Below are 15,324 nucleotides of genomic sequence, written 5' to 3' on the forward strand. Positions count from 1 at the left end.
CAAAAAAGATAGTAAGAATACAGAATACAAGAACAGAAAAAGGATGTAGTAGAAATTTTAGATGACAATGAAGAGAGTACAACAGACAATAGTATATATCACCATAGGAGTATTATTATGTATAGCAATATCCTGTCAACAGGCAGAAAATACAATGGTGAATACTACCACAGAAAAAAAACAATCCTATGCAGAGAAAAGAAAGGAACTGATTGCCAAAGACAGCCTTCGCGCTTTTGCTGCAGAGATAACTTTATCTGATAAAGAATTAAAACTAGATAGCATAATCGATTCTTACAGAACTACTTTTAATACCAGTATATCAAATGCAAATACGTCTTTTTATAACCAGCCATTTCATACAGTACAGCATATGATAGACACTACGATGTTGTATACACTGTTTCAGAAAATGCCCAAAGGAGGATTGTTGCATACACATAGTATTGGTATGACAAATATTAAGTGGGTAATAGACTATGCAGAGAAACTATCAAATTGTTATGTTTATGAGAAAGAAAGTAATGACACCTATTTATATGGTCAGTTAGGGATTTATAAAGAAGACAATATACCAGATGGGTTTGTTTCCTTACAAGCAAAGCTTCAGCAAATCCCGTCTTTTAGAGATACGCTGTATGAGTTAATGCAGCTAAAACGAAAAAAGTTGTCTGATACGATGGATTATTGGACAGTCTTTGAAGAGCGTTTTAAAAGGATTGCTCAGGTATTGAATTATCGTCCTTTTTTCAAAGCCTATTACAAACAAGCGTTTGTAGAGTTGATACAAGACCAGATAACCCATGTAGAAATACGAATGATATTTGATCATTTGTTTGATAGTACTACGGTAGAATATCCTATAGAAACCATGATTTTGGATTTAGAAGAAGTAGTCAAAGAAATACAAATGCTAGATGAGAGATTCAGTATAAGTATTATTTACACCAGTTTTAAATTTTTGGATAACAAAAACATAGACAAGCAGATCCAACAAGCTTTTTATTTAAAACAAAAATACCCCGATATAATCAGTGGATTTGATCTTGTGTCTGAAGAAGATAAAGGACATAGTGTTTTGTATTATCAAAAAAACTGGAAAACAATCGACTCATTAGAGCAAAAATTAGGAATAGAACTGCCCCTGTTTCTTCATGCAGGAGAGAGTAAATCTAGAAAGAATCAAAACCTGATAGATGCTGTTTTGCTGGATAGCAAACGAATAGGTCATGGGCTCAACCTGATACTTTACCCAGAAATAATGTCACTTGTCAAGAAAAAAGATATTCTAATAGAAGTGTGCCCACTTAGCAATCAGATATTAGGATATGCAAATGACCTTAGAAATCACCCAGCTAGAATTTTATTGGCAAATGGGATTCCATGTTCTATAAATAATGATGATTCTGGAGTTTTTGCCTATCAGGGATTAAGCTATGATTTTGTAATGGCTTGTTTGGCCTGGGAGCTTACTCTCAAGGAAATAAAAAAGTTGATACAGAATTCTATTACATATTCTGGACTGACAGCCGAAAAGAAAGAAGCTGCTCTTGTTCAATTAGACATTGATTGGAATGTTTTTGTAAAAGAACAAATTGGCATTTTGGAGAAAACAAATAGTAATTAAAAAACAAATTCAGATGAAAAGAAAATTTATTATTGATACAGATACTGCTTCTGATGATGCTGTGGCTTTAATAATGGCAATGAATTACCCTGGTGTAGAAATTCAAGCTTTTACGGTAGTTGCAGGCAATGTAAACCTGAATCAGGGAGTACAAAATGCTATGTTTACCATCGATTTGTGTAAAAAGAAGATTCCTGTGTACGCAGGAATAGATAAACCCATGCTAAGAGTTTTAAAGACGGCAGAGCATGTGCACGGCAAAGATGGAATGGGAGACATTGGGCTGGCATTATCAGGATATAAGCCAGAAAAAGAACATGCAATTCCTGTATTAGTAGAAAAAATAAATCAACAACCAGGAGAGATTTCCTTAATATGTCTTGCTCCGCTAACCAATATTGCTACAGCATTATTGCTTGACCCTTCTATTGCAGGCAAAGTCAAAGAATGTATCATTATGGGCGGTATTGGTAAAGGTAGAGGGAATGTGACTCCAGTGTCTGAGTATAATTTCTGGGCAGACCCCGAAGCCGCAAAAATAGTTTTTGAATCAGGAATGCCTATAAAAATGGTGGGATGGGATATTTCTAGAAAATATGCCGTTTTTAATAAAAGTGATGCTGCAAAAATAAAAGCGATAGGAACTAGTCTAGCCAATTTTACAGTAGACATTCAAAAAAAGTTGGATGAATACGCGATTAATAACTCTTTGATCAAAGGGTTTGATTTGCCTGACCCTATTGCTATGGCCGTAGCTCTAGATAAAAATGTAGCCACTGTAGTAAAAAAAGCACATGTTAGTATATTGACCAATGATGATGATTCGAGAGGACAATCGGTGATGGATTATACGGGTGCTACAGGCGAATCGCCCAATACAGAAGTAGTTTTAGAAGCCGATAGAGAACGTTTTTTAGAAATTTTATACCAGTCTTTGCAACCGTAACGAGCGTTTTTTAATCAAACGGTTCCTGTTTGTAACCAAAATTTTTTGATTGATTTATAACAATTTATAGTAGTGTTATGCCTAGATGTTAGCGCATAACAAGAGGAGGCTATTTTTTATAAATTAAGAAATGAGATTACAGCATATTAATAAACAAAAGCAATAAAAAAATACCTAATACTAGTAGAGAATGAATATTAAAACCAAACTGACCGTAGTCAATTTTTTGGAGTTTTTTTCCTGGGGAGCCTGGTTGTTATCAGCAGGCGCATATATGGTAGCCACCTTACAATTCACAGGGGTGCAAGTAGGATCGGTATATGCTACTTTAGGGCTGGCATCTGTTTTTATGCCACCTATCATGGGGATCATAGCAGATCGATGGTTGTCTGCAGAAAAATTATTTGGAATTAGTCACCTTATACTAGCAGGAGTCTTTTTTTTGATGACTACCGTTACAGATTTCAACTCATTTTACCTTCTCACATTTTTAGCCTCTTCATTGTATATGCCTACACTAGCTCTCAATAATTCTATTTCTTATTATAATTTAGAGCAAAAGGGATATGATGCGGTCAAAGTATTTCCAAAAATACGAGTTTGGGGCACTATTGGATTTGTGATAGCTGCTTGGGCTGTTGATTTATTAGGTTACAAAATCAGCAAAGAACAATTTTATCTAGCAAGCGTAGCATCTGCTTTGTTAGGGGGGTATGCCTTTTTATTACCAGTGATTCCAATTGTCAAAACCAAAGGAAAAACCCTGATGCAACGTTTTGGGTTGGATGCTTTTGTATTGTTTAAGAACAAGAACCTTGCAATTTTCTTTGTTTTCTCGATATTATTAGGTGCCGCATTACAGATTACCAATATCTGGGGAGTTCCTTTTTTAAATGATTTTGAGATACATTACAAAGATTCTTTTGTAGTAAAACATTCGGTCTTCTTGATGTCTTTGTCACAGGTGTCTGAAGTAGTTTTTATACTAGCAATCCCCTATTTCTTAAAAAGATTCGGAATTAAAACAGTAGTGCTGATAAGCATGTTTGCATGGGTTTTTAGATTTGGATTTTTAGGATTGGGAAGCCCCGAAGGGGTAGGTTTATTGTTTTTGATACTATCCATGATTATTTACGGAATGGCGTTTGATTTTTATGTGATCTCTGGCTCATTGTATGTTGATAAAGCGTCAAGCAAAGAGGTGCGTTCTAGCTCACAAGGTATGTTTATGATGATGGTCAATGGTTTTGGAGCAATTCTAGGGGCGTATATCAGTGGGTTGGTCGTTGATCATTATACTCAGGATGGAGTTAAAGAATGGAGTACAATATGGTTTATTTTTTCAATCTATGCGTTTATTATTGGAATCTTATTTGTTTGGATTTTCAAATACAAACATGAACCTCAAAAAGAAAAGCTATGATGCAGAAAGCGGGTTAAAAATTAAGTTTATGAAATAAGCCATAAGAACTCGGTCTATATCAACCGAAATGAGTAGTGGCGAATTCCATCTGACTCATAATAACAAATAAAATAAACAGATGAAAAAAAGAATCACGCTCAAAGATATATCAAGACTATCAGGTTTTTCTATTTCTACAATATCAAAAGCCCTACATGATAACTCAGATATCAGTCAAAAGACAAAAAAGAAAATCAGAGAGGTAGCCAGAATTTATAATTATGTACCCAATTTTTTGGCAAAAAGCTTAAAGAATAATATTCCCAATGTAATCGAAATTACTATTGAAGAATGTAGCATTCAGGCATTTTTAGAAGAAGTAGAAAATATACCCTTATTAAAAAATAAAACAAGTTGCCAAACACCAAAAATGTATACAGAACTGCCATCAACCAAAAAAATGATGGGGTCTGATATTGCAGGAATCATTGTCTTATTGTCTGATAAGGGAGAATGATTAAAACCCCGACCAAAATATTAATTGAACTAAAAATGAGTGCCCCGTAAGAGGTGGCTTTAATATTAAAATCAAAGGTGTACTCTGAAAAAATATGACCTGATAATAAGATAGATAAACATATAGTCGTTATGATTGATATCTTTTTCATTATGTTTTGTTTTACAGTTTTTTTGAGATTTTATAAATGTTTTTTACAATAAAAATTAAGAATATTATTAATAAAACCACGATACTTATATCTAGATAGCTAATCACATAATAATTTGTATTAAGGTTGAGATAGAACGTATGATTTCTAAAAAAACAAACCAGAATAAAGAATGATGAAAGAAATTATTGAAAATTTTAAATTCATGGTTTTAGGTTAAAATTTATTTATGTTATGCGATTAACTCATTCCTACACTTTTTTTGTCTATTAACACCCATTTGTCATCAATAAGACTAAAAATATAAATTATTTCATGACCAATAATTTTACCACCTTGATAATTTTTATTTCCAATAGCAGTTTTATTTAAAACACATTTTTTAGAATCCGAGAGCGATATTATTTGAGAAAAGAAATGCACTATATAACTACCATTTTCTCTTATAAGATCGTCACTTAACATTAATTCTATTTGGCTTTTAAGCTTGGTACAAGAAAGGTAATCTATATCTTCTGGCAGACTCTTAAATTGTTCCATTTCTGTAGGATCAAAAATATCCATTATGCCAATACTTTCAATAACAAATTTACTTGGCTCATAACCAATTTTGATCTCAACAGCCTTTTTCTTATACAACTGCATTTCTTGAAAAACAAGATTGTAAATTTTTGTGTTACTACAATCTCTTTCTTGTCCTTTAGAAATATGAATACCTAATAATACTACTACCAATAAAATTATAATCGTTCTTTTCATAATTAATTACAATTATTTGGATTAAAATTAGTTGTGTTATTAACTATTCTTTCATATATATAAAGCGAATAAACATCATAACAATTTTTATTCTTTTGTTTTTTAATAGCATATTTATTAGAAAAATTAGAGTGCATTGCTAAAGACTCTTCCCTGCTCTTTACTAAATGCTTAATTAACTTCATCGAATCTATTATTCCTATATTTGACATACTAATATGCATCCAAGGTAAGTGTGGATTGTCATTTACTAATACTTTTCCATGTTTATCAGTATCATAAAAAGGACTAAGCCCTTGCCTAATACTATCTTTCTTTTTCTTTACATTAAGCCCTTTTTTATTTACAAATAAAAAGAGTTCTCGTTTTCCTTCAATCAAAACTAATTCATCCTTTTCATCAATTAGTAGATAAATAGCATCATTACTATTTAAATTCATTTTCTCTTCTTTTTGGGAAAATGTATAGGCAAAATTAAAACATAAAAGAATTACTGTTATATGATTTTTCATGATTAACTATCTTAAGTCTTAAAATTTGATTTGTCTATTATGACAGATATTAAAAAAGACCGCCTATAATATATTTTAGACGGTCTTACATAATTTAATTAAAAGATTATTTTTAAAACATCTATCATTATCTCACAACGACAAAATTATTCTTTGTTGTTAATATAGATTTGGTAGATATTATATTTACTATTGTTTTTTTGTTTTTTTATAGCATACTTTTTACTAAATCCAGCATGATTTTTTAAAAACTCTTTCCTGTTTTTTACATTATATTTTTTTAATTCTTGATAATCAATAGTATCAAAAATTGTTGCTAGTTCAAACTCTAACCAAGGTAAACTGGTTTGATTTTTCACAATGATATTTCCTTCTTTATTGAGATCATAAAAAGGTTTTAATCCTTGCTTTATACTATCTTTCTTTTTTTTAAGATTAAGTCCTTCTTTATTAGAAAACAAAAGAACATATCTGTTTTCTTCAATTAAAACAAGTTCATCGTTTTTATCTATTAATAAATAGATTGCATTGCTTTCTTGTTTGATATCAAGTTTATTTTTGTTTTGAGAAAAAACAAAGCTCAAATTTAAAAACAAAAAAATTAAGGGAACATACTTTTTCATTAGTTACAATTTTTATTTCCAGTTATTTCGTACATTTCTTGAACACTAGTTATCCTATCACGTTCATTCTTATCTAGTTTTCTCCATGCCTCGGTTAATTTCAATCCTCTCCAGGAAAAATCTATATAGAAATTATTACTATTTGCAGAATTATCATAAGCCTTAATATGATCGGCTATTACACCAACATATCTACTTGCCATAAGTTCATGTTGATAAAAATTCAATCCATATCTTTCAACAGCATCAAAAAAATCAGGAAACCTGTTAGAGCTAATTAATTCTTGTAATCTTTGAGTAGTTAAGCCATTATAATTTATTCCAGAATTTAGTACATCTATAAAAAATCTATGTATATCTGCATGAATTACTTCATGAGATAAAGTTCTCGCTAAACCTAATTCCGTTCGATTTGCTAAGTTAGTTTCATTCACAACTATTGTTATTAATCCATTATTATTAGGTTCACTAGTCGTTGCATTAGGCAGATTACCTTGAGCATTTGGAGGAATGGGAGCAACAACAAATTTTAAGTCAAGAGAAACAGGGTTCTGTGAAGTGAATTCATTAATTATTTTTTTAAAACTACCACTTCTTGATAAAAGTTTTTCATAAACACAATCCGCTTTAGTACCAATAAAACTTATATCTTTTAAAACTCGATCTGCAAAATCCACTTCACCACCACTAATCCATGTATTTAATGCTTCTACTGCAAAATTCGTGCCTTGTTGGTTGGTATTTAAATTATAAAAATTATTTAAGGCATCAGTTTGTTGTCTATTAGCAATCAACCACTGCTCTTGTGCATCATTAAGTTGCAAAGCTTTTTTTAAATCGTATACTCTAAGATAATGTTCTGCTGTTGGCGTATCATTTCTTGTGATTGCCATTGCAGCTTCAAAAGCAAGATCACTTTGTATAAAATCTGCTGTTTTGATTCCCCGATCATACATAATTCGACCAATATCGAAATTGTAATTAATATCCGCCCAATGAACATCATTAACAGAAATAGAACTTGAAGAAAGATTAAATAATACTGCCAAGTCTGAATTGGTATATGAAGACCATTGTGGGGTAATGTCCAATACCTTAAAAGCTTGTCTTATCATTGAGCCTTTTGTATTTGCATGCAGGTTTCCTGATCTTTCAATAGTCTCTACCAAATTAAAGAAACCGCTCATCCCCGAAGTTTCTACACGGGTAGGTTGAATATGCCATATTCTTAATAGGTTTTTATGATATTGATTTTGATATACATCATCTAATAAGCCCTGTATGGGGTCATCAATAGGATATCCCCGAAAATGAGTATAATTCTTATCTTTTGTAACAAAAGGTTCTCCCTTGATATTGGCATTGATCAGATTAGCCGATTCTGTTAAAGCATCTTGATTGTATGTATTATTTTCATAATATTTTTTGAGTTTTGCACTTACCTGATCCTTGTTATCTACCCAAGATCTAAAAGTCGAGCTTTGATCATTAAGGGCATAATTAAATAAAGCCACATCGTCTGTTACATCATTAAATACAGGTGCAGTATATCCATCCATAGGTTGAGTATTTCCCCCTGTTCTATATAAAAGTGTTTGAAGATATTGGTTCTCTTTTTGTTTAAGAGTAAAGATGTTTTCTGGAGTTCCAAAAGATATATAAGGTATCTGTGGATCTTTACTACTTACCCAAATCATATATCTGGTAAAAAAACGTATGGCATCTTCATACCCTAAAGAGGCATAATGTACCACTAGATAACCTGCCAGTGTATTAGATATATACCCCTCATTAAGCATTCTCTGTAAACGGCTGTTGCGTATGCCATATTCGGTAATGGCAGAACGTTGATGATTTCTAATCCCCAATTGTTCATTTAATGCATTGTTTGCTTCTGTATCACTCATGTTTTTAAGAAGCTTCCCTTTATAGTTTAAATCTCCATAGATAGGGTTTATTGTGCCTTCACGTTTTCTAATATCTAGTAGTTTGGCGTTAATCGTAGAACTCTGCAAAATGGCATTGTCGTAGTTTTCTACAGATTTAAGAACATCATCTGTTTTGGTAAAATATTCTAATGCAAGTGTATTGGTCTCTGCTTCTTTAAAATATTGCCGTTGTATATTGCTAAAATTATAATTTGCAGGTACTCCAGCCGCACTATTGTACATTGCATAATAATTAATTCCAGTTATTGCAGCTGCCATCAATAGTTCTTGTTCATATAACCATTTTTCTTTTTGATGATTTACATTGGCTATTTGACTGTTAAACATGCCTAGATGAAAGGGACCAAGACATAAGCAACCTCTTTCTGTACTACTACTTTTCTCTTCACAATCAATACAGCTTTGTATACCATCATCAGAGTATTGAACAATTTGCGCTTGTATAGTGGTTGATAATAGGTATACCATACCCATTATCAATATTTTTGATATTGTTTTCATTTATATAAATATATATAGGTTGGTTTATAGTTTTACAACAGTTTTAGAATATGGTATTCCATCTACGATCATTTGTATAACATAGGTTCCACTGGGTAGTTTATTGCTATCTACCGTAATGGTTTGTGTACCCTCATTAGTATATTTTTGGCTAGGCAAGCTTATTTGTTGCTGACCAAAGAAATCATATACAGATACCTGTACTTCTGCTACCTGATCCAATGTATAGGTGATATTAAACTCGTTGCCTATAGGATTGGGGGAGATGGTTGCAAAATTTTTATCTAGCACTTTAGGTATTGCGTTTTTTAAAGTTTTGTTTGACAAAGAGGTAATCGATGTTGTAGTAGTTGAGAGCGGTGTTTCTGGATATAAAATCATCCTGTAAGGAGCCCGCATTACCTCATCTAATTCTACAACCTTACTAGATGTTGAATTAACCTTGGCTACCAGAGCTAGTTTATTATCAATCATGATTTCGTTCAAATTCATTGATCCAATTTTGTAAGTAGTTTTAGTATGATCAGGATGATCTTTTAATAACCTTTTTACCGATGGTAGCTCTAAGGATGTTCCCAGCGTAAATGACATCGTAGTTCCTCCTGCATAAGATGCATTAAATATTTTACCTATTGCTGTAGTAGTAACACCATTTATAGTTACTTTACAATCAATATGCTTATAGCTATCATAATCTTGTGTAACGTTTATTTCTAATGTTATTGGTACAGAACGTAGTACTCCTATTGCAGAAGTGTTAAACTCAAGGAATTTACCATGTAGAATTGTTTTTGTATTACCAATTACTGTATTGATGCTACTGGGCTTAGGAAAACCTTCTATACAAGCAAAACGTTCTTCTGCCGAAATAGGTATCCAATCATTGTTTTGGGATTGTAAGTGTTGTTTTAGGATGCGACTATTCAGTATGTTATTTTCTGATAGCATTTGCAACGCTTTTGTTTTGTTTTGTGGAGTCCCATATCCAAAATAGTGCATAACCGCCAACCAATGTTTTGCCATAGGAAGTTTGCTTGCTTCAAAAAGTCTTTTTGCTCGTCTAAGAGAATAAATAGAAACAATTTCTTCTCCAAGTCCTTGATTTTTAAGGGCAATATATCCTAATAGATAATTTACGACATCTTTTTTATAAGAAGATTGATTGGTTAGTTTCTTTAAATAATCTTCTGCGTGTCTTAGTTTTCTTCCAGGAAACTGAATGTAATTACCCTCTACAAGATTTAAAGAATGTGTATACATGGCTGGTGCATAGTTGATATCCGCCAACTGTTTAAGATAATACCTAGATAACTCATAATTGATTCCTCCTATGATACCATAATCTTTTTTCTCAAAATGTAATAATGCTTTTGCATATGCAGCTGATAAATTTTCTTTATAATTTACTGCACACGGAGCTATAAATTCCATCATCTCATCAATTAACTGAGGAGGATAGTTTTTGAAATCGTTTTTAAATTTTAAAAGCTCTTCTGCTTTTTGATCACAGGTAAATGTTGTGATTCCCTGTGCATAACTTTGATGCACAAATAGTAAGACAAGGCATAATATGCCCAATATAAATGATTTGCTCATTGTTTTTGTTTTTTTAAGAGTACTATTAATGTACTGTTTTGGTATTCAGTTATATCATTCCCAAATGATCATGTTCAATTCAGGATATAGGTCGGTCAAGAGAGCATCCCTTTTATTTTTCAAAAAAGAAGCAAAAAAATGTAGTGTCTAGAATACTGATTTTTATATACTTCTATTCAGAGTAGGATTTCAACTTTGATAAGTGTGATATTGTTTTGATTTCATTATTGATATGGTATTAGGTTATAAAAAATGATATTCTACTTGCAATATTACTGCGTAAGAGTTTCATTATGTGAAACTTGAAATATTGATGGTGTTAAATTTTTATAAAAAAAACATAATTAAGAGTTAATAGATATGTTTTTAGGGATAAGAGAATAAGTATGACACCTATTTAACTGGAGAATTATTATCTGTCACAATTTTTTGGAATATAAGTATAGGTATTTATCCTTGTTTTTTGAAAAAAGAAAAAAGAGAATACTTTTTAAATAAAAAATAAACTAACTTAGGGTATACCAAAACAAAAAATTACCCCATACTAGAAATTTTCTGGTATGGGGTGTTTTTTTAAATCTTAAAACCTAAACCATTATGAAAACAACAGGCGTAAACAATTATGTCCTAGGAGTATCTTCTGTATTTGATACATCACAGGTTCAAAACTATTTAAAATTCAGATTTGGGCAGTGGGATTTGAAAGCTCCTTTTGATTTTTCTCCTAAACTTTCAGAACTACCACCAGTAGTCTCAACTGAAGAATTACCAGAAATCGAAACATTGGGAGAAGAGTTACAAAAAGAAATACGATATAGAAAAAGTTGTATAGAAAGCAATATAGATTTTTATTTTCCCTTACAGGAAAAAGAAAAAGTAGAAAAAGATATTTTGACGATAATCAAAGAGGAAGCCAAAGGTTGCCCTGCTGGGACTGTTATTTGGATTCGTAAAACGAATCTGGCAGAATATTTTGCTCTGGCAGGAGATTGGCAATTTGATGTAACCAAACCAAAACTTACCTCCCGAGTAGTAAAAAATACAAGTTTAGAAACTCCCAAGTTAAAAAGGCCTGTAGTACTAAGAGATGATATAAAAGCAGTAACAACAGTATTAGATGTTTTTGCTGAAATGATTCCTGGCCCAGCAAATTACGGGATTAAGCTGTTATCTTTTGCATTGGGGCAAGCAGGGTCCAGTAGCGGACCATCGTGGGATGAGATTTATGGCATGGTACGAACAATTGTAAGAGAAGAACTTATTGCAGAAGGTTTAAGAACCATTCAAGCTAATTTTAGCGCACTTACTGATTGGTCAAACGATCATTATTTGCCTCAGAAAAATAAAAAAAGAGTTAAGAATGCAAAACTACAGGAGCTATTAGAGCCACAGATGAAACCTATGCTGGATGACTTGAACAAACTGATAACAACTGAATATCGTATTTCTGGCTTTGTCCTTTTGTTACAAGGAGTCAATATGTACTTAACCATGTTACAAGAAAAAATTAGTATTGATGCCCCAGCAGATGTAAGAGGAGCAGCCAATACATGGTCTGCCAGAATGCTAGAAGTATGGGGAGAAGTAAAAGAGGAGAGAAAAAACAAAATAGTGGTAAAAAGATTTTCTTATGCCGTACCTGTAGGTCATGATGCTGTAACACAATATTATTATGCCTATATAGACGAACATACAGGAGAGAAATTTGGTAGTAGAAATGGCCCTTGGCAAGAAAGTAAAGGGGGTGAGGCAAAAGATGGAGCTACCAAAGCAGCAGAAAAGCATTGGGAAGAAGTATTAGCAACCATGAAGAAAGATCTTGCCGATCCAGACAATACAGCAAGAAAATGGAAAAACATTCTAGTTCCTAGTAAAATGTTGCAAGACAATTTATAAACAGATAAATAGTGGGTTGATGGTAGTGATTTGTTAGGTTTATCAAGGTAGAAATACGTTTTAAGTAGTACGATCACCAAAAGAAGGAGTAGCGTTAAAAAACTACTAAAAAAAAGTGATATTCGTATTAATTTTTCAACATCTCTTGTATACATCAATACCAATAAATACCTTTGATTTGGCAGTATCTTTTGTCTCTATAATCAATCAAATGATCTACTGATTATAGAGACAAAAGATATTGCTTTTATTGTATTGAACTCATTTACACTTTTTCGATTTGCTAAAAATAAGAAAGTGTAAATGAGTTTATTAGTATGAGTGATAGCATACTAACTAAACTTAATTTTTATTAAAAAAATAAAGCCCATTAAAATGAGTAAATTAAAAGGTAAAAAAGTAATCATAACTGGAGGCGGTAGAGGATTAGGAAAAGCCACTGCAATTGCATTTGCAAAAGAAGGAACTGATATTGCTATAACAGGAAGAAATGAAAAAACACTACAAGAAACAGTATCAGAATTAAAAACATTAGGAATACATGCTACCTATGCTGTTTTTGATGTAGGTAATTATGAAGAAGTAAAAAAAGGAATTAAAAATATAGTTTCTGATCTTGGATCGGTAGATATATTAGTGAATAATGCAGGAATTGCTGCGTTTGGATCGTTTAATGAGATGGAGGTAAGCCAATGGACCAATATCATTCAAACCAATCTATTAGGGATGTACTATGTAACCAAAGAAGTGTTACCTTATCTGATAGAAAAAAATGAAGGAGATATTATCAACGTTTCTTCAACCGCAGGATTAAATGGAAATCCAAATACTTCTGCATATTCTGCATCAAAATTTGCAGTTATCGGGATGTCTGAATCATTAATGAAAGAGGTGCGTAAAAATAATATTAGAGTATGTACATTGACTCCTAGTACGATTGCATCTGATATGTCATTGGATTTAGGAATCACCGATGGAAATCCTGAAAGCGTATTACAACCAGAAGATTTTGCAGAATTAGTAGTTGCTACATTACAATTACCAAGAAGAGCAATGCTTAAAAATGCTTCTTTATGGTCTACAAATCCGTAAATTAAAAAGAGTGTGTAATCTCTTGGATAAATTATAATAAAAAATGCGCTATAAGCGCATTTTTTATACTAGTGCAAAAGGGTTATAATTCTTCCAATTCTTGAGTCATAGTACGAGATAAATAAGGATAAATTTTTTCATAATCAGAATGACTCCTGATATACATTTTATGGCTTACATTTTTGATAGTCTCGATCTCTATTAAATTCAATTTTTTTATAGTATTTCCAGTTTCAATAATATCTATAATGACATCTGCAAAATCAAGCATCAATGCATTCTCGTGGCATCCAGACATATATTTAACTTGAACGATGTATCCTTTTTTTGCAAAGAAATTTTGTGTTAGTTTAGGGAACTTGGTCACAACCCTCATTCCGTCATGGTATTGTATTGGCCTTTTTGCAATTACAGATAATCGACAAGGTTTGTTGGTCTTGTCATTTAGATGGTAAGATTCATATGCTTGACTGTTGTTGTTAAACCATACAGAGCTGCCCAGTGCAATATCAATATGTTGTTCTTTTAGCATCCACTCTAGATCGGCGTGACGCACTTTTATACAGATAAGATTATTTTGTGTGTCTTTGAAATAAGGTATCTTAGAATTTATAAAATCTTTAAACATAGGAGTCTGATAGAAAGTAAAACAACGACTGATTTCGTCTAACCCTCTTCCTTTTCCAAATCCCAAAACTAATTCACGATGGTGTATGTTATTTCTCACTTGGTTCAATTTTTTTTAGGCCTATCAAAGATTCAATGTTTTTACATGCTTGTGTGATAGATAATTGATCGGTATCTATCACAACACAATTACATTCTTTTGCTATCTGAATGTATGTATGTAAATAATGACTATGATAGTTGTCATCAAATTTTTTTTCTTTTCTTGGTGCGATTCTACTTTTAATGGTCTCCAAATCTGCCGAACAAAGAAATGTATGTACTGGTTTGGGCCAGCATTTCCAGTATTGTTTCGGCAGAAGTGATAAAACCGTTATCCAATGCCTATCAAAAATCAAAGGCTTAGCGTGTTCAGATTCTGTTTCTTTTTCGATGGCATTTTTGCCTATTTCTATAACTTTTTCATAGGATTTTGCTTCGGCAGCTTGGATTAATTTTATTCCTGTACTGCCTCCAAATGGCCGAACATAAATTCCACAATTTGTTTCTGCTAATCTTTTTGCTAGTGTCGTTTTTCCAACTCCATCGTGCCCATCCAAAGCTATAATTGGATATGTTAACATTTTTTTCATAGTAGAATAGTATGTTCGTTCTACATGAATATTGAGAGATTAGTCTTCTAGCCCTCATTTTTATAAGAATGATGAGGGTAGGTGTTTATAAAAAATGATCGTACAATATGCCCCTGTAAAGAATAGGATATTAAATTATATACAACTGACTTGATTATCAAACAATATCATATCAAACTTAGATTAATAGATAGATAGACTAGCTTGTTTTTTCTTATCATCAAGTTCGAGCCAATAATGCCTTCCTTTACTTTTTTCTAAAAGAGCTTTGGCTTCTTCTTTTAGTTCCATTATTCCTTTTTTAGAGATACGCCAAGTTTTATCTCCTTTTCCAGCTTTTCCAGAAAGGATCACTTTGTTTTTTTCTACTTTTACACTTACTTCAGAACCTTCATTAATTTTCATTCCTAGTGCTTTTCTTGCAGAAACAGGAAGTGTGATGACCCCATTGGGAGACATTTTCATACGTTTGTTTTTTACTTTTAAGTCCATAA

Annotated in this window: 14 protein-coding genes; 6 read left to right on the plus strand and 8 right to left on the minus strand. The window is 32.0% G+C overall.

Annotation, left to right across the window (positions count from 1 at the left end):
• The first annotated feature begins 67 nt into the window (after window positions 1-67).
• The 4 genes from DG508_RS08820 to DG508_RS08835 all read left to right on the plus strand — a co-directional run bounded on the left by DG508_RS08820 (window position 68) and on the right by DG508_RS08835 (window position 4,492).
• On the plus strand, window positions 68-1,627 hold the full coding sequence (locus DG508_RS08820) for an amidohydrolase family protein (RefSeq protein WP_159090772.1): 1,560 nt from the start codon (window positions 68-70) through the stop codon (window positions 1,625-1,627).
• Window positions 1,628-1,640: 13 nt separating this feature from the next.
• On the plus strand, window positions 1,641-2,573 hold the full coding sequence (locus tag DG508_RS08825) for a nucleoside hydrolase (protein ID WP_159090773.1): 933 nt from the start codon (window positions 1,641-1,643) through the stop codon (window positions 2,571-2,573).
• Between the two features lie 190 nt (window positions 2,574-2,763).
• Window positions 2,764-3,996 carry a nucleoside permease gene (locus DG508_RS08830; protein ID WP_108867797.1) on the plus strand — a complete coding sequence of 411 codons (1,233 nt, stop codon included), beginning with the start codon at window positions 2,764-2,766 and terminating at the stop codon, window positions 3,994-3,996.
• Between the two features lie 118 nt (window positions 3,997-4,114).
• Window positions 4,115-4,492 (plus strand): LacI family DNA-binding transcriptional regulator, encoded by a 378-nt coding sequence (locus DG508_RS08835; RefSeq protein ID WP_108867798.1) that lies wholly within the window; start codon window positions 4,115-4,117, stop codon window positions 4,490-4,492.
• Window positions 4,493-4,883: 391 nt separating this feature from the next.
• On the opposite strand, the gene DG508_RS08840 is transcribed toward DG508_RS08835, so the two are convergent.
• The 5 genes from DG508_RS08840 to DG508_RS08860 all read right to left on the minus strand — a co-directional run bounded on the left by DG508_RS08840 (window position 4,884) and on the right by DG508_RS08860 (window position 10,583).
• Window positions 4,884-5,402: a hypothetical protein gene (locus DG508_RS08840; protein ID WP_108867799.1), complete on the minus strand. Its 519-nt coding sequence runs from the start codon at window positions 5,400-5,402 to the stop codon at window positions 4,884-4,886.
• Window positions 5,403-5,404: 2 nt separating this feature from the next.
• Window positions 5,405-5,914, minus strand: a complete 510-nt coding sequence (locus DG508_RS08845; protein ID WP_108867800.1) for a hypothetical protein — start codon at window positions 5,912-5,914, stop codon at window positions 5,405-5,407.
• 146 nt (window positions 5,915-6,060) lie between these two features.
• Window positions 6,061-6,537 carry a hypothetical protein gene (locus DG508_RS08850; RefSeq protein WP_108867801.1) on the minus strand — a complete coding sequence of 159 codons (477 nt, stop codon included), beginning with the start codon at window positions 6,535-6,537 and terminating at the stop codon, window positions 6,061-6,063.
• Window positions 6,537-8,987, minus strand: coding sequence for a hypothetical protein (locus DG508_RS08855; protein WP_159090774.1), 2,451 nt, complete (start codon window positions 8,985-8,987; stop codon window positions 6,537-6,539). The genes DG508_RS08850 and DG508_RS08855 overlap by 1 nt, the downstream gene beginning before the upstream one ends.
• Before the next feature lie 24 nt (window positions 8,988-9,011).
• Window positions 9,012-10,583, minus strand: coding sequence for a T9SS type A sorting domain-containing protein (locus DG508_RS08860; protein ID WP_108867803.1), 1,572 nt, complete (start codon window positions 10,581-10,583; stop codon window positions 9,012-9,014).
• A gap of 597 nt (window positions 10,584-11,180) precedes the next feature.
• On the opposite strand from DG508_RS08860, the gene DG508_RS08865 reads away from it, so the two are divergent.
• Complete coding sequence (locus DG508_RS08865) at window positions 11,181-12,479, plus strand: hypothetical protein (protein WP_108867804.1); 1,299 nt, start codon at window positions 11,181-11,183, stop codon at window positions 12,477-12,479.
• Between the two features lie 375 nt (window positions 12,480-12,854).
• On the plus strand, window positions 12,855-13,571 hold the full coding sequence (locus tag DG508_RS08870) for a 3-ketoacyl-ACP reductase (protein ID WP_108867805.1): 717 nt from the start codon (window positions 12,855-12,857) through the stop codon (window positions 13,569-13,571).
• Window positions 13,572-13,653: 82 nt separating this feature from the next.
• Here the strand turns inward: DG508_RS08870 and DG508_RS08875 are convergent, their stop codons facing one another.
• The 3 genes from DG508_RS08875 to DG508_RS08885 form a co-directional block, all read right to left on the minus strand.
• The gene (locus tag DG508_RS08875) at window positions 13,654-14,298 is read right to left on the minus strand and encodes a type 2 periplasmic-binding domain-containing protein (protein ID WP_108867806.1); all 645 of its coding nucleotides are present in this window, start codon (window positions 14,296-14,298) and stop codon (window positions 13,654-13,656) included.
• On the minus strand, window positions 14,288-14,830 hold the full coding sequence (locus DG508_RS08880) for an AAA family ATPase (RefSeq protein WP_103863627.1): 543 nt from the start codon (window positions 14,828-14,830) through the stop codon (window positions 14,288-14,290). The genes DG508_RS08875 and DG508_RS08880 overlap by 11 nt, the downstream gene beginning before the upstream one ends.
• A gap of 183 nt (window positions 14,831-15,013) precedes the next feature.
• The gene (locus tag DG508_RS08885) at window positions 15,014-15,322 is read right to left on the minus strand and encodes an AbrB/MazE/SpoVT family DNA-binding domain-containing protein (protein WP_103863626.1); all 309 of its coding nucleotides are present in this window, start codon (window positions 15,320-15,322) and stop codon (window positions 15,014-15,016) included.
• Window positions 15,323-15,324 lie beyond the last annotated feature (2 nt).

Source organism: Aquimarina aquimarini (assembly GCF_900299535.1).
In the GTDB taxonomy this organism is placed as follows: Bacteria; Bacteroidota; Bacteroidia; order Flavobacteriales; family Flavobacteriaceae; genus Aquimarina; species Aquimarina aquimarini.